The sequence below is a fragment of the Parasedimentitalea marina genome (assembly GCF_004006175.1).
Lineage (GTDB): Bacteria > Pseudomonadota > Alphaproteobacteria > Rhodobacterales > Rhodobacteraceae > Parasedimentitalea > Parasedimentitalea marina.
Genome location: NZ_CP033219.1, coordinates 1,813,278 through 1,828,641, shown reverse-complemented (window position 1 = coordinate 1,828,641; position 15,364 = coordinate 1,813,278). Strand labels below are relative to the sequence as shown.

Genomic DNA, 15,364 nt, shown 5'->3' with positions numbered 1-15,364 from the left:
AAGTGTCTAAATCGCACCTCGGTTAACAAAAATTACAGCTCCCGTTGGTAAACTTTTGTTCCGGACCCCAAGTTTTGCTATGTCTTTTTGCATTGAATGCACCGAGAGCCGAAAAACAGGATCCGGTACACGTGAGGCGATGAAGGCAGGAGACAGTGATGAAACCAACGATTTCCCGCGCGATCTGCGCGGTCGGCATAATATGCGCCGTGATGGCAGCTCCAATTGGGGCAGCAGCATCGAGTCCTAATCTTACAACAAAAGCCGAAAGCCACGACAGTGGCAGTGCCGGACTGCGGTCAGGCAGTGGTGGTCTTAACCTCTTGCGCCTAGTTCGGCCGCGTAACTCCGCTAAAACGCGACGGCGCGTCGCCGTGGGGAACGGTAGCTATATCTGTTCACCTGCAGGGTTCGGACAACGGTCTCGCTGTTATTCGAACTGAATTCGAATTTTGGCCCATTGGCTGAATCCACATGCCCGCAGATCGGGCCAAAAATGCGATCAACAAGATTGCACACAGACAGGCAATTCCTAACATCCCGCTGGCCATCTGCATTGGCTTAAACTGACCAGTAGCGGTCCGGATTGCTTGTGCTCCTTACGTCGAGGCAGAATGTTCAGACTGATTATTCTTTTGCTAGGTTTGGCACTCACATCTCAGTCCGCCATTGCGCAACGCGCAGGCGTTGGCGCGTGGGAAAACCCCGATTACACGATCCTGAAATGGATCGAAAAACATCCGGGACTGGCTTGGTATTATGATTGGCGTACCGATCAGATTGAAAGCCACCATCCGGTTCAACGCTCGGTCGAATTTGTTCCGATGATCCATAGTGCTCGAAACATTGGTGATCGGATCCGAAGTTCCCAAAATGTGCGCCATTTGCTGGCTTTTAACGAGCCGGATGGAAGGGGCGGCAAGCACCAGGCAAATATGACTGTGGCGCAAGCAATTGCTCTTTGGCCAAGATTAGAGGCACGCGGTCTGCGCTTAGGCAGCCCTGCAACAACCCAAGCACAAACATTGGGCACTGGATCTTGGCAAAGGCGGTTCATGTCAGAAGCAGATCGCCGTGGCCTACGGGTGGATTTCATGGCGGTTCACTACTATTCCAAAACCGGAGATGTGAAAGCATTCCGAAAATGGCTGATTGCTGTCTACAGGGAATACAAACGCCCAATCTGGGTCTCAGAGTTTGCTTTTATTGACTGGAGCCAGCCCAACAAGGCCAGTTATTCCGCCAATGCAGCCTTTGCAAAATCAGCTATTTCCATGATGGAAACCCTGCCTTTTGTCGAACGCTATGCCTGGTTTGCAGCCAACCCCTACCCTTGGCACGGGCGCAGCCCGGCCATCAATCTGGTAGACAATCAGTTGCGATCAACTCCTGTCGGCCGATCGTATGCTCAGGCGCTGGAAGCCCAGGCATTTCGCCGCTCCGCAGGACTGGAAAGCAGCCAAGCAAACACCGGCTCAAGTCCTTTACCCTTCTCTCCTTCAACGCAGTAAACTTTTTTGACAGGTAACTGAGACCCTGCCCTCAACCTTTGCGGGATATGCTTCGAGGAACGCACACAAAAGCGGTACCACGAACAAGTAATTGAATGTAAAACCTCGACAAATTTTGACATTTAGGTCAGTATGAGGTGAGGCAGAGACCTATCACAACTTCCATTATCACGCTTGTGCGTGATCCATTTTTGGAGGACAGATCGTGATACATTCCACAGCGCCTATTTCATTTTCTTTTCGGGACACTGTGTTTTTTTTCCTGACGGCCCTTGCCCTGATCGCCGCGCCCTCGGCGTTGGCGCTTACACCGGAAACGGGCGAAGTGACTTCGGCTGGCAATCCGGAACACGGGGCGCAATTGCGGAACACGACCCTAGGTGTGACTGAAACGCACGACATGGTAACACTTGCCGAAGACTATCTGTGGGGCCTTTCCGATAAGGACGTGGACATTGAAAAAGCGCGGCAACTGCTGGAACAGGCGGCAGAGCTGGGCAACCTAGAGGCCCACCGCATTTTGGGGGAGCAATTATTACGCGGAACAAAGTTCGCCAAGGATCGGTCAAGCGGCCTGGCCTTGCTTGAAAAAGCGGCGCAATCTGGCTCTGCCAGGTCACAGGTTTCCCTTGGTGACTTCCTCCTCACCGGGACCCATGTCCCACGTAACAAAGCGCGGGCACTTGAATTATTCGAAGCGGCAGCCGCGTTGGGCGACGGTGCTGGGCTGGAACTTTATGGAAAAGACCTGATGTGGAACCGTCTCGGCAGTCACCGGGCGGAAACCTATCTTCTGCGGGCTGCGGAATTAGGTCGAAACACCGCCTGGACCACTTTGGCCGAAGGCGCAATGTATGGCTATCTTGGCAAGAGATCTCGGGCGAAATTCGCGAACTATGCACAAAAAGCGATGGATTCCGGGCAGCCAGAAATTGCCGTACTTGAAGCCCACCGCAGGCTTTGGGGCATTAGTATGCGTGCAAGCGGCCCCGAGGCCATTGCGGTTCTTGAACGCGCCGTCGAAACAGACAATGAGGTGGCACTCAAATTCCTCATAAGTCTCGTCCGGGATGGAAACCGATGGAATGTGCACCGAGACCGTGCACAGGCCCGCACATACTTACAGGAAAACACGGACCTTCTAACGAGGGCTGAAATTGCCCAGTACGAAATGTCTTTTGATGTTTCCAAAGCCCGCGGAACCCATCAATTTGAGAACCTTGCTGAGATCTACTTTGCCAATCCTGAGTGGAAGTCCGCGTGGTTTGGCAGGGAATTATTTGCGGCCAATCCGAATTTCGCAATGTATCTACTTCAAAGCCAAATGAAAAAGGACGGTGAGTACTTCGGGTCTTTGAACGGATTTGCAACGCCCGACACTTTGCATGCGATCTGGCGCCAGTGCAGAAATCTGGGTTATGCCCGTAACTGCGGTGATATTGTCCTGAAGTCAAATGTTGTGGGCGCTCTACTGGCACGTTGACCGGCCACCCGAATAGATCAGAACGTAAACTGAAATTGCGTATTCTCAGCCCCTTACAGGTCCTTTTGCAGGGCAATCAAAGTCGACTTGGGAGAAAGCCATTCGACGTATCTATATTTAATCTTGGCGATATGATTTCTTGCATTGGCCTAGATCAGGCGACCGCCCTCCCTTAGTTTCCGGCCGCTGATCGGGCTTGTCTCAACTTAACACTCAGCGGCGGTCTCCCGCGCGTGCATCATGAGATTTTAGGTGGAATTCATTTGGCATTCCCGCCGCTCTGCAATCCAAATCCAGTGATGAGAACCACCCACCTTAGATGCCTAAAAGCGCAACCCGCTGCGTTTCACAATCTTGCAGGCCCTTCAGCAACCGACTTTCCAAAAATTGAAACATGAGCGGTCTGAAGCAAACGCAGAGAAAAACAATGTATGCGTGCGCTTTTGGACTATTCGGACGATGCGCCCGCTCTCTTATGCCGACAAGCTGAAAGGGACCACGCAGCGATGAAAGCACCCTGCGTGATCTGCCGGAGTTCCGGCTTTCCAATTCCATAGGGAGATTGAAATGACGACTTGCTTGAAGAGATTTTTTGAACGGCTGCGCCGCGATGAACGCGGTGTGACCCTTGTTGAATACGGGATTGCAATTGCCCTGGCCGTTGCACTGGGCACAGCTGCGCTATCCACGTTAGGCACTGAAATCGGCGATGCCATGACTGCAGCAGGCAACGAAATGCCTGATCCCGGTACCTAAAACAGCTCCAAACTTGCGATGCCTGCCCCCATAAAATCAGGCATCGCCAAGGGGGCAATCCTCCTTCTGACCGTTTCGCCATTGGACTACGGGCTTTTGTGTCATTGGCGCGCGAGCACTCATCCCGTCAGCTTAGCCAAAAGGGAGCATGTCATGAATTTTTCCTCTCTTCTCAGCCTGTTCACGGGTCTATCAATTGCAGCGGGTTCTGCATTCGTGGCCAAAGGAACAATCGACAGACAGCAGGCAAACGGCGCGGATACACCCGCCATGGTACGGGTAGTTGTTGCGTCCCAAGATATTGCCTTTGGCAATGTGATCGAGTCCCAGGCGCTGACAACTATCTCCTGGCCCGCCGGGTCCCTGCCGAAAGGGATCTACAAGAATTTCAGCGAATTGCTACCAGAGCCTGGCCAGCCACCGCGCCGCGCTCGCCGTGGGATCGCCCAGGGTGAACTTATCCGCATCGGTAAAATCTCGGGTTTTGGTGAAAAAGTCACCATCGTTCAGACACTCAGCCCCGACCATAGGGCAATGGCGATAAAGGTTAACGCAGAAACAGCAGTGGGTGGGTTTGTGACACCTGGTGATCATGTTGACATTTTGTTGACCCAAGGTCGCGGTGCCGAGCTGAAAACCGTAACAATTCTGCAGAATGCCCGTGTGATTGGTGTTGATCAGGACGCCAACGAGGAAACGGATACACCTGGTGTGGCCCGAACCGTTACTGTCGAGGTAACACCAGCAGAAGGACAACGTCTGGCACTTGCGCAACGCGCAGGTACGCTGAGCCTGACGCTGCGCAAGCCAGACAGTGCGGAAATTGATGTGCCGCTTGAATCCATCGGTCTCAGCGATGTTCTGCGCGAACTGTCGCCCCTGCCCGAAAGTGAACCAGTCAAAACGGTATTGATCCGTCGAGGTACCAAAATCACCCATACTGAAATTCGCTGAGCCATAGAAAGTGAGCCACTGCCAGTGCCGTTCCACACAGCCATAAAGCGTTTTGCAGCAGACGAAAGCGGCACCATGCTGGTGATGTGGGGCCTGAGCTTTGTGGTATTGTTCGGCATCGTCGCCCTCTCTTTTGATTTGGGGCGCGTTGGGATAACCCGAAGCGAGCTGCAAGCCTATGCGGACAACATAGCCCTGGCCGCCGCTGGAGAGCTGGACGGCAAGGCAGATGCACTGATCCGCGCCCAATCGGCCGCTAGCACCCTTATCGCCGATCGTAAGACTTTTGGGACCGGTGACGACACGTTAAGCGGTGCGGCTGATTTTGCCCTGACCTACTATTCCGCCGTTCCGGATAGCGATACCTCCACGCTAAGCGCAGTCACGACGGACCCTGCTGAAGCCCGATATGTTCATGCAGATGTCATCGACTCGACCGTCGGTGCCACCTTCGGTGCTGCCTTTTCAACGCTGACTGGCAATTCCGGGCCAAATGAACTTGCCTCGGCCGAAGCTGTGGCCGGCTTTACTCAATATGCTTGCGACGTGACCCCGCTAATGTTCTGTATTCCGCCCGGCTTCATCGCGGATGCCAATGTCGGCACCATGATCCGCCTGCGCTCGGGTGGTAACGGTGCGGCCTGGGGCCCGGGAGATTTTGGCTTTCTGGATCCCGCCAAGGTGGAAGTGGATGACGAAGGTCCCTGCGCCGGGTTGAATGGGATCAATATGGATGCGTGCCTGTTGGGGGCTGAGGGCAGTATCACCCAATGTTTCGACCAGCGCGGTGTAGATATCGAGCCTGGCCAGAAAGTTGGCATCGAAGACGCAGTCTTTAACGTTCGGTTTGATATGTATTCTGCGATTATGAACAGCGAGCGCAACGACCCAAATTTTGCTCCGGCCCCGAATGTTATCAAAGGGATCGTGCCCAACGGCGGTGGCTCCTGTATTGGCAACAATGAAGAGATTTCCCCGGACACCGTTGGTCTGCCCCGTGACACATGTTTTGGGTCCGGCACTTGCAGCCGGTACGGAGATGGCAACTGGGCTGTTGGCCGGGCGGACTACGTCAACATAAATTATGCCGGGACAGACCCGCATCCGCTCGCGACCACACGTTATGCGTATTATCTGGCCGAGATCGCTGCTGCGGGTGGTCCAGGATCTGCCACCGCTATCCTGTCTGACCTGTCCGAAACCGGACGTCCACAATGTTCCACCCACCAAAGCAGCGATCCCAAACGCCGGGTGATCATTGCAGCGGGTGTTGACTGCGTGGCCACTCCGATTAGCGGCGCCGCAACGGATGTTCCGGTCAAGGAATTCGTCGAGATCTTTCTGACCGAACCCGTAGGAGATGATGGCACCTCGCCGCCAAACGTCGACATTTGGGGCGAGGTTATCGGCAGTGCGGGTGGCGGCGTTGGGGGCACGGGCGATGCGGGTATCTTCCGCGATCTTGTCCAGCTGTACAGGTGAGCACAATGGCACACAGTAATCTCATCCCATTGATCCTGAAACGGTTCCGCTGTGAAGAGCGTGGTGCAGCCCTTGTCGAATTTGCGCTGATGTTGCCGGTCATGGTTTTGGTCTTTGCGGTGATCATCGAAGGTGGGCGGATGATGTGGTCCTACCAAGCTGCCGTGTCCGGTGTGCGCGACGCAGCGCGTTATCTGGCGCGCATAGCCCCGGGTGATATCTGCACCTCTGGCGGTGCGGTGGTTGGCTATACCACCGCTTTGGAAACGATTGTCCGTCGCAGCACCTCGGGTCACCTGCTGTTCCCCTCCAGCATTACGGTGACTTCGGTGGTACCCAGCCTGACCTGTACGGCAGGCGTCTACCGGGTCTCACCCGCACCTGTGGTTTCGGTAACCGCCAGCCTGACAATTACTTTTCCGTTTGCAGATGTGTTTGCCTTCAACGGTGTCAGCCGCGCCACGATCAACACAGTCATTTCAGATCAAAGCCGGGTGTTTGGCACATGACCCGGACCAAAATAATGTACAAACGGATGCGTGGCACGCTGTTGCGGCTTGCTGCGGATCAATCCGGAACCACACTGACAGAGCTTGCCGTGGTGATGCCCTTGTTCCTGCTTTTGTTCATGGGGATGATCGACTTTGGCAGGATGGCATTTCACTATGTTGTCGCCGAACGCGCCATGAACGTGGCCTCCCGCGTGGCGGCTGTGCGCCCACCAGCCTGCACGGGTGTACCCGAATCGAATGTTCGCCCGTCATCTGTACCGGGAACGCCCCCTGAATACGGGACGTCTTGCCGCGTTGGAGCGGATATTTGCGCGGACCCAGGCACGACCACCTGTGTGGGCACCGCCAGCAATGCCACCGCCAGTGAAATCTGGGCACTGGTGCGGGGGTCCATGCCGCCTGGGGCAGATATGTCCAATATGTCCTTCAGCTATTCCTATGACAGCAACCTCGGTTTTCTGGGCGGACCCTATGTTCCCGTGGTCACGGTCGAACTACAAAACCTTACCTTTCAATTCCTCTCGCCGTTGGGTCGCCTGGCAGGCCTTAGCGGTGCAGTCATCGACCAACCGCTGGCTGGAACGGTTGTTTTCCCTCCAATGAGCGTATCGCTGCCGGGCGAAGATCTGGCCCTGGGTGGCAATGGATGATGCGCAACGACAAGGAGCTGGTAATGAAAAATGACAATAAATCCATTGCTTTGATCTCAAAAGATCCTGGCATCAGTGCTTTAGTTGAAAGCGTTGTCCAACTTCGTCCGGGAACCGAGTTGACGAAATCCGAAGCCACTTTGACAGAAATGAACGGCACCGCAAGCGAACTGGCCATGAAGAACGATCTGGTGATCTTTTGTCCCGAAGGTAATTCTGAGCGCGATGCCATCGCCATTCGCGAAATCCGCCAACGCACAAAAACCGGTGCCCAGGTCATTGCCTTGGCCGACGCAAACACTCCGTTTTCAGAAATGCGTAAATTGTCCGAAGCTGGTGCTGCGGACGTGCTGCCCGACAATTTGAGCCCCGACGAACTGGCTAAATCCATTTGGCAATCTCTGGACACAGCTGACGCGCGATCCACCGCTGATGCACTTTCAGGTACGGTTGTTTCGGTCGCCCAGGCGCGTGGCGGAATTGGCTCCACCACCGTTGCCGTCAATCTTGCCGACTGTCTGACCCAGCGCACCGGGTGGCGTAAACAAACCGCGACCAATAAAGTTGCACTGGTCGATCTTGATCTGCAATTTGGTGCGGTTTCGACCTTTCTGAACCAACAGCCCAGTTCTTGCCTCTATCAGATGGCAGACGAAGGGGTGATGCCTGACAGCACCTTTCTAGAGCAATCGATGATCGAGACCACTTCTGGACTTTGGGTGCTTCCGTCACCATCAGAATTTGTACCCTTGCATGCTCTTGCACCACGCCAGACTGCCGAACTGATCCAGTTGTTACAGGCGAGGTTTGACTATGTTGTCATCGACTTACCGCGCGTTCTGGTTGAATGGTTATCACCGGTCCTTGAAGCCAGCGATCGCTTGGTAATGGTCACCGACTGCTCGGTTCCTGCGGTCAGCCAAGCCCGCCGCCTTCTGGATTTCTACAGCGAAGTAAATCTTGGCCTGGAGGTCGATATCGTGATCAATCGCAAGCGCAAACCCTTGTTTGCAGCGAGCCACGAGAAGGAAGCTGCGCGCGTTTTGCAACGGCCATTCAAGTATTGGCTAGCAGAGGATTCCGCTGCAGCACTGAAGGCAGCCGACCAGGGGATCCCACTGTCAAAAGCGGCAGCCCGTTCGCCCTTGGCGAAAGGCATCCGACACCTTGCGCAGGCTGTGGCGGAGGCCCGCCAGTCGCGTACATCCGCCAAAAACTGATTGGGGAGATAGACAATGTTCAGGAACTTTGGAAGCCGCTCACCAGCCAAACAGGATGACCCAAATGTTGTTCATCTACATGGTGAAGACGGGACCGCCCACAGCGTCGCCCCGGTTCTGGACAGCAAGTTGGCGGACCGCCTGGAATTGAAAACGGAGTTGCACAAGGTACTAATTGAAAGACTGAACCTGGCCATCATTGACAAGGTGCAACCCGAAGAATTAAGGCGGGAAGTGGCAGGGTTGGTCAACGAAGTACTGGCCGCCAGGAACGCTCCGATGCGGACCGAGGATTTCCGATCTCTGGTCGAAGACCTGATGAATGAGGTTCTTGGCTTGGGTCCATTGGAACCACTGCTTGCCGATCCCACCGTCAACGACATTTTGGTGAACGGTCATGAAACCGTTTTTGTCGAACGCGGTGGTGTACTGGAGGAAACCAGCGTGCGGTTCAGCGACGAAAAGCACCTTTTGCGGATCATTGACAAGGTGGTGTCCCGGGTTGGACGCAGGGTGGACGAAAGCACCCCGTGGGTTGATGCCCGGCTTGAAGATGGCAGCCGGGTTAATGCAATTATCCGCCCCTGCGCGATTGACGGCCCGACGCTGTCCATTCGCAAATTTTCCCACGATCCCCTGACGCTGGACAAGTTGGTGGACGAGAACGCATTGAACCGCAAGGCTGCGCACTTCCTTAGTGGGCTGGTGGATGCCCGAATGAATATTCTCATTTCGGGGGGCACCGGGTCCGGTAAAACCACCATGTTAAATGCAATTTCTGCCTTCATCGATTCCCGATCGCGGATTGTGACGATCGAAGATGCGGCCGAACTTCAGCTGCAGCAAACCCATGTTGTGCGGCTGGAAACTCGCCCCCCCAACCCGTCTGGTGATGGCGCAGTGACCCAGAGGGATCTCGTGCGCAACGCGCTTAGAATGCGCCCGGACCGGATTATCGTCGGCGAGGTACGCGGTGCCGAGACCTTCGATATGCTGCAGGCGATGAACACGGGTCACGACGGATCGATGACCACAGTTCACGCCAACTCGGCGCGTGATGCGCTTGGCAGGCTCGAACAGATGGTGTCGATGATGGGAATGGAGTTGCCGTTGTCTGCGGTTCGGGCCCAGATCGCCTCGGGTATCAACTTCATTGTGCAATTGTCTCGTCTGTCAGACGGCCATCGCCGGGTGGTTAGCATTTCCGAGCTCACTGGGCTGGAAGGGGATGTCATCACACTGCAGGACATTTTCATATTCCGCAAAACCGGGCGCGGCGAAGACGGTAACATTCTGGGGCAATTCACCCCAACAGGCATCCGACCGCAATGTGTCGACTCACTCGCTGCTGCTGGTGTTAATGTCGACGCAAATGCCTTTAACCTGGAGGCCATGTAATGCTGGATGTAATATTTTTTTACACATCTGGATGGAATGGCCAGCTCGTCGGATATGCAGTCTTCAGCGGCGTGGCCATTAGCGTACTCTTGATCTGCTCGGGGCTGCGGCAAATGTTCGGCAGCCGCAGTCGGCTGGAGGACGCTCGCAATCGCCGCATGAAGATGATTGCGCAAGGTAAGACCGGCGCAGAGCGACTGGCTATTCTTAAACCACCCGCACGCACCAAAGGAATGGGAGACATTCCCGTGTTTGGCAATATTACGACGCAACTGCGTCAGGCTGGTTTTTCCATCAAGGCAGGGCCTTTCTGGGGTTTCTGCCTGATAGTAGGTTTGGTGACCTTTCTATTTGCTTCCATGCGCGTCGAAACGTTCGAAAGCCTAGCGGTGGCCCTGTTTGCTGGTCTCTTTCTGCCGGTGGTCTATATCCGTTCCAGGTGCAGGCAGATGCAGGATCGTTTGGTCCATCAGTTGCCGGATGCACTGGACATGCTGGCGCGTGGTCTGAAGGTCGGTCATCCCCTCAACAACTCCATAGGTGTTGTATCGCGCGAGATGGAAGACCCGGTCGCAACCGAATTTGGTATCATCTATGATCAGGTTACATTCGGTGAGGATCTGCCGTTTGCCGTGCAGGAATTTGCCGAGCGTACGGATCTGGAAGATGTCCATTATCTGGCTGCCAGCATCGGAATACAGCATGGGACCGGGGGCGACTTGGCAGGAATGCTGGAGACCCTGTCACGGGTGATCCGCGGCAGGGTTGCCATGCGTCGCAAAATCAAAGCTCTGTCCTCGGAAGGGCGATTAACTGCATGGTTCTTGTCCTCGCTGCCATTTCTGATTTTTGGCTCGGTCTCCTTCATGACACCGGACTATTACAACGGCGTTGCCGATGACCCGATGTTTAAGCCAATGGTCGGGTCTATTGTTTTTCTTACCGTGCTCAATGGCTTAGCCCTACGTAAACTTGTCGATTTCAGGATTTAGTGGGGGATGTGATCATGGAACACTTGGTAACAGATCTGATCACCCGAAGTGGATTGTCCGAAAGTACGTTCATCATGATCGGATTCGGGACTGCTGCGCTGCTGTTGTACGGAGCGATTGCTGGATTTCTGGCACGTAATAACCCCACTACAACCCGAATAGCCGCTCTGCATCCCTCTGCGTCTCGTATTCGACAGGACAAGGGGTTGTTGATGCCCCTGGACAAGAACAGTGGTGGGTTCATCAAGGCCTTTGTACCTTCCGATAAACGAGAGCGGACAGAACTCACAAACAAGCTGGCCCAGGCCGGATTCTCGCAATCTGGCGCCCTGCGTAGCTTTTTTCTGATCCGGGCTCTGCTCGGATTGGTTCTACCCGCTATGCTGCTGCTATTGGTCAGCCTCAGCCGCGCTTCCGAATTACTGCCGCCAAATCCAGTTTCCATGACAATTGGTGATTGGACAAATTTGCAGGTTTTCCAATGTCTAATGGCGCTGATTGGGTGCGGCTATTTCGGGCCGCTCTACCTTCTCAATGCGCGGGTCGCGGGCCGCCGCCGTCGGATTGAAGAAGCCTTCCCCAATGCGTTGGATCTGATGCGCATCTCGGTCGGTTCAGGGCTTGGATTTGATGCCGCAATGACGCGGGTCGGCAACGAAATGACAAGTGCAGCACCTGAGCTGGCTTTCGAATTTCTGAGCGTTCAGCGACAAATTCAAGCAGGCAGACCTCGCGAAGAGGCCCTGCTGGACCTGTCAGACAGAACAGGTGTTGGCACTATCCGTTCCTTTGCAAATGTTGCCTTGCAATCCATGCAATTTGGCACAAGCATGGCTACGGCGCTGTCAACTTACTCTGAAGATCTGCGGGATCAGCGAGAGGTCCGGGCACAGGAAATGGCAAACAAACTGCCAGTGAAGATGTCGGCGGTGCTTGCGTCCCTGATGTTGCCTGCACTGATTTTGCTGACAGTTGGCCCAGTTGTGATCAGATATATCAGGTTCTTTTCCGCATAAAAAACAAGATGCAGCATGCGATAATTCTGAAGTTTCATTTCAACCAGGCAAGGACACCTCCCTCACGGCAGTCAGATTTGCACGTATACGTTGAAAATTCACTCGAATCCAAATTATTTTGCCCAATCATTTGGATTCTTTGAAAACTGCGCCACCCTAGTAGGGACAAGCAGAAATACCAGCATAGGTATTGTTGATGTACGGAGGCTAAAACGTAGAGCAGTTGTTCTTTTAGGGGGAGTAAGATGGGGACTGCTACACGAATTAGGGCGACCACTGCATTTCAAATTTCCGAAATAGGTCTGATATCACCAATTGCACGCTGGTGTGAATGTTTACACGGATGTGCGCCTTTCCAAGAAGCACTAGGAGCCATAACAAAGGCTATCGGGGCCGAAGCTGCCGCCCTGTGTCGGTTGAACGTGCATGGCGTTGACCGGGGCTGTGGGCTTTACTACGACCGAACAAAATCTTCTGGCAGGACCGGCGACCTGCGGCAGTCTTTTGCCCATGTCGTGCTTGGCGGCTACGTCGCCAAAGCCAAACCCGGAATGATCTGGTATAGTTCCATGTCCGGGAATGTGGATAGCCCAGCACTTGAACATATCCATCGTGCCAGAGGTCTCAGCGATCTGGCTGTTATTCCTCTCACCTCTGGCGGTGCGGAAACAGATTTTCTTGAACTGCATTTTGCGGACCACCCTGGCCCCGTGCAGCAGGCGCTTCTCAACACTCTGTCTAGTACCCTGGTGAGAACCTGGTCGAACCGTGCTCCTGGCCGCTATTTGGAAGCCTGTTTGAAAATGTCACGGACACGCAAGCCTGAAATGCCTGATACCCATCTTTTGAGCATGACAAACCCTGCCCGGCTAAGCCGAGCCGAATATCGTGTTTGTGTATTGCTGAGCAAGGGTCAATCGGTAAAACGCGTTAGCCACCAACTTGGCATTTCAGCGTCCACGTTGCGGACGCACCTACGCAATATTTACGCAAAAACCGATATTCACAACATGTCAGAACTTGTATATCGCCTCGTTGCAATGGTTGTCATTGATGATGAGAATGTGGGCCGGGGCACAGCCGCGTGACAGCGACCTGGGCGTCTTTTGCAGGTTTGTTGGTTGCAGCCCCCCTATTGGTTTGGATGGCTTGGCAAGATCTCCGAGAACTGAAGATCTCAAATCGCAATGTACTGTTGATCTTAGCGATCTTCGTGCTTGCGGCCCCGATGCTGGACTTGCCTGAAATCTTGAGTCGGCTGCTGGCTTTCTGCCTTGTGTTCGCGATTGGTCTTGTTCTCTTTGCAACCCGAATTATTGCTGGCGGGGACGTAAAGATGCTCTCTGTGGTCACCCTATTGATACCTTCGGACACGGTTCAGTCTTTTGCCCTGTATCTATCGGCCACCTTGCTCTGCATGGTAGTCATACTTGCCGCGCTTCAGAGATCGCAAAATGGTCTTAAGAATCGCTGGGCCGCGTTGCAGCAAATAGGTTTCCCCATGGCACCTAGCATTTCACTGGCAGCGCTATTATGCGCAATAATCCATTTGAGTTGAAGGAATGTTCGGCTGGTCGATTGAAATGACTGGAATTTTTGTCACCTCAGCTATGCCAGAAGCATTCCTTGTTGATCGCAGCAACCGACTTTAACAGCTTTTTGATCGGGCCAAAGTCCTCGAACACACAGCGGCTCCTTTAGAACAAGGCCAAGATGCAGTGCGGGTCGCACTGACCAGCGGGCTAACGCGCAAAAATGCGCGATATCTGCACCCGCATTGCCCCTGTCAGAAACATGGCCCGCACCTGGAGCATGCAGAAAATTAACCTATCCAATAACCCAACGCAGTCTGGTTTAGCAGCGCGATCCGACAAATCTGATCTAGCCACATTGGTCAAGCGACACCGGCTGCAGCGTCGTGTTCTGGTGTCAATGTGATTGGACCTTCACCGGTTAAGGACCTCATTAATGGTGACGACCCTGCCAGCCACCAACACACGCGCTTGCTTCGTTGGACCGATGTGTTCCGAATGGCCACACGGGATAATTCCGTAGCGAGTGTCTCAATCGATTATGAGATGAGACTGGGGGCTCTTGGTGCGATCAGCCATAGCTGGCGGGTAGAAGGGGTCGAGGGCCTGAAAATGACCTCCGATGGGCTGGGTTTCGGCGTTGCGCCAATTGCTGGTTCAGCCGTCACCGTTAAGAGCGATAGTGCCGCGCATTTAGCACTGCGCAGGCACTCCAGCGACGGCGTTGTGCAGCTTTCACCTGATCCCAGCCGCAACGGCGTCCTTCCGCTAGGATGATATCTATTCCACCAACACAGCAATTCAGTCCTCTGATGCGGACCTGAAACACAGCATTCGGGTGTTGAACGATGCGGAAAAACGGGTGGCTGCATCGCTCAAGACAAGCAACCGTATCTATCAGTGGATTGATGCGGTCGAGGCCAAGGGCGAGGACAAGGCCCGGCTGCACTGCGTCTTTATCGCCCAGGATATCCAGGCCGGCCTCTTTCAGCGCTTTGGTCATCCGTAGCCTGCCACAACTGCCCAAGCTGAGACGCGGCTGTTCTTTGATATGCGCCAGCGTCACCAGATCACTGCCTTGCCTGCGGCTGGTTGGACGACTGCGGAAAGCCCGCAATCCACGCGCGCTGACCACCACAACCGGACACAAGCGCTGCGCCGGAAACGTGTCCCGGAGTTTTTCCATATACCTGAACCTCACGGTTTTTGGCTTGCAAAGAACTGCGTTGCTTTTCGAAGATGTCCTGTTCCGCCTTCAGGAGCCGGTTCTCACGTCGAAGCCGGTCATTCTTTTGGGCGAGACTCAAATCCTCTTTCGACACCACATCGGTGTCTCGGTGTTGGGCAATCCATTTGTTCAGCGTCGACATGCCAACGCCAAAATCATCAGCCACCTGCTTAGGCGTAATCCCACTGGTTAACGCAATCCGCACCGCATCCCTGCGAAATTAATCCGTCCGTTTCAGTCCCATAGTCCATCTCCATTGATGCAATAAATGCCATCAAAGGAGCGGCATCAAACCGCGACTGGTCCATCATGCAGGAGATCAGTCAGTCCGTTGCCGAAGACATGGTAAGCGATGTGGACGTCACCTGCCTTTGCAAATCCTGTCTCTGGTCTTTGCATCGACAGCCCTCCGCATTAACCGGACCATAGGCCAAGCATCTCACTACGCAAACGCCTAGTCGTTCTCGGTCAAAATAGTTTGAGTAAGGTTGTTGACATCGTGCCCGGTTGGGTACCGACAGATTGCCGACACCGGAATCTAAACCGACATCGACCCTTTAAAAACGCCGCTCTAACCAGGCATTCGCCGCGTCCTGCGCCAAGGTCCGGTTGCGACACTTCATGGCATCT

Annotated in this window: 16 protein-coding genes and 1 pseudogene; 16 read left to right on the top strand and 1 reads right to left on the bottom strand. The window is 54.3% G+C overall.

Features of this window, described 5'->3' with window-relative positions; translation table 11 throughout:
- Window positions 1-79 precede the first annotated feature (79 nt).
- The 16 genes from EBB79_RS24395 to EBB79_RS24760 all read left to right on the top strand — a co-directional run bounded on the left by EBB79_RS24395 (window position 80) and on the right by EBB79_RS24760 (window position 14,515).
- A complete protein-coding gene (locus EBB79_RS24395; protein ID WP_164860774.1) occupies window positions 80-250 on the top strand; it encodes a hypothetical protein in 171 nt (56 codons plus the stop codon).
- Window positions 251-614: 364 nt separating this feature from the next.
- The gene (locus EBB79_RS08935) at window positions 615-1,511 is read left to right on the top strand and encodes a glycosyl hydrolase (RefSeq protein WP_127748579.1); all 897 of its coding nucleotides are present in this window, start codon (window positions 615-617) and stop codon (window positions 1,509-1,511) included.
- Window positions 1,512-1,716: 205 nt separating this feature from the next.
- Window positions 1,717-2,994: a tetratricopeptide repeat protein gene (locus EBB79_RS08930; protein WP_127748578.1), complete on the top strand. Its 1,278-nt coding sequence runs from the start codon at window positions 1,717-1,719 to the stop codon at window positions 2,992-2,994.
- A 567-nt stretch (window positions 2,995-3,561) separates the two neighbouring features.
- On the top strand, window positions 3,562-3,750 hold the full coding sequence (locus EBB79_RS08925; protein ID WP_127748577.1) for a Flp family type IVb pilin: 189 nt from the start codon (window positions 3,562-3,564) through the stop codon (window positions 3,748-3,750).
- A 153-nt stretch (window positions 3,751-3,903) separates the two neighbouring features.
- The gene (gene cpaB / locus EBB79_RS08920) at window positions 3,904-4,704 is read left to right on the top strand and encodes a Flp pilus assembly protein CpaB (protein WP_127748576.1); all 801 of its coding nucleotides are present in this window, start codon (window positions 3,904-3,906) and stop codon (window positions 4,702-4,704) included.
- 24 nt (window positions 4,705-4,728) lie between these two features.
- Window positions 4,729-6,186, top strand: coding sequence for a TadE/TadG family type IV pilus assembly protein (locus tag EBB79_RS08915; RefSeq protein WP_127748575.1), 1,458 nt, complete (start codon window positions 4,729-4,731; stop codon window positions 6,184-6,186).
- A gap of 5 nt (window positions 6,187-6,191) precedes the next feature.
- On the top strand, window positions 6,192-6,695 hold the full coding sequence (locus EBB79_RS08910) for a TadE/TadG family type IV pilus assembly protein (RefSeq protein ID WP_127748574.1): 504 nt from the start codon (window positions 6,192-6,194) through the stop codon (window positions 6,693-6,695).
- Complete coding sequence (locus EBB79_RS08905; protein WP_238705036.1) at window positions 6,692-7,348, top strand: TadE/TadG family type IV pilus assembly protein; 657 nt, start codon at window positions 6,692-6,694, stop codon at window positions 7,346-7,348. The genes EBB79_RS08910 and EBB79_RS08905 overlap by 4 nt, the downstream gene beginning before the upstream one ends.
- Before the next feature lie 23 nt (window positions 7,349-7,371).
- A complete protein-coding gene (locus EBB79_RS08900) occupies window positions 7,372-8,568 on the top strand; it encodes a CpaE/TadZ family protein (protein WP_164860773.1) in 1,197 nt (398 codons plus the stop codon).
- 15 nt (window positions 8,569-8,583) lie between these two features.
- A complete protein-coding gene (locus EBB79_RS08895; protein ID WP_127748572.1) occupies window positions 8,584-9,966 on the top strand; it encodes a TadA family conjugal transfer-associated ATPase in 1,383 nt (460 codons plus the stop codon).
- Window positions 9,966-10,958 carry a type II secretion system F family protein gene (locus EBB79_RS08890; protein ID WP_127748571.1) on the top strand — a complete coding sequence of 331 codons (993 nt, stop codon included), beginning with the start codon at window positions 9,966-9,968 and terminating at the stop codon, window positions 10,956-10,958. The genes EBB79_RS08895 and EBB79_RS08890 overlap by 1 nt, the downstream gene beginning before the upstream one ends.
- A 14-nt stretch (window positions 10,959-10,972) precedes the next feature.
- Window positions 10,973-11,974, top strand: coding sequence for a type II secretion system F family protein (locus EBB79_RS08885; protein ID WP_127748570.1), 1,002 nt, complete (start codon window positions 10,973-10,975; stop codon window positions 11,972-11,974).
- Between the two features lie 422 nt (window positions 11,975-12,396).
- Window positions 12,397-13,062, top strand: a complete 666-nt coding sequence (locus EBB79_RS08880; protein ID WP_164860772.1) for a helix-turn-helix transcriptional regulator — start codon at window positions 12,397-12,399, stop codon at window positions 13,060-13,062.
- A complete protein-coding gene (locus EBB79_RS08875) occupies window positions 13,059-13,532 on the top strand; it encodes an A24 family peptidase (RefSeq protein WP_127748568.1) in 474 nt (157 codons plus the stop codon). The genes EBB79_RS08880 and EBB79_RS08875 overlap by 4 nt, the downstream gene beginning before the upstream one ends.
- A gap of 472 nt (window positions 13,533-14,004) precedes the next feature.
- Window positions 14,005-14,283 carry a hypothetical protein gene (locus EBB79_RS24390; protein ID WP_164860719.1) on the top strand — a complete coding sequence of 93 codons (279 nt, stop codon included), beginning with the start codon at window positions 14,005-14,007 and terminating at the stop codon, window positions 14,281-14,283.
- Window positions 14,284-14,344: 61 nt separating this feature from the next.
- The gene (locus EBB79_RS24760) at window positions 14,345-14,515 is read left to right on the top strand and encodes a tail fiber domain-containing protein (protein WP_338045802.1); all 171 of its coding nucleotides are present in this window, start codon (window positions 14,345-14,347) and stop codon (window positions 14,513-14,515) included.
- On the opposite strand, the pseudogene EBB79_RS08865 reads toward EBB79_RS24760, so the two are convergent.
- A pseudogene (locus EBB79_RS08865) lies at window positions 14,474-14,939 on the bottom strand (transposase); the annotation flags it as partial. The gene EBB79_RS24760 and the pseudogene EBB79_RS08865 overlap by 42 nt on opposite strands.
- Window positions 14,940-15,364 lie beyond the last annotated feature (425 nt).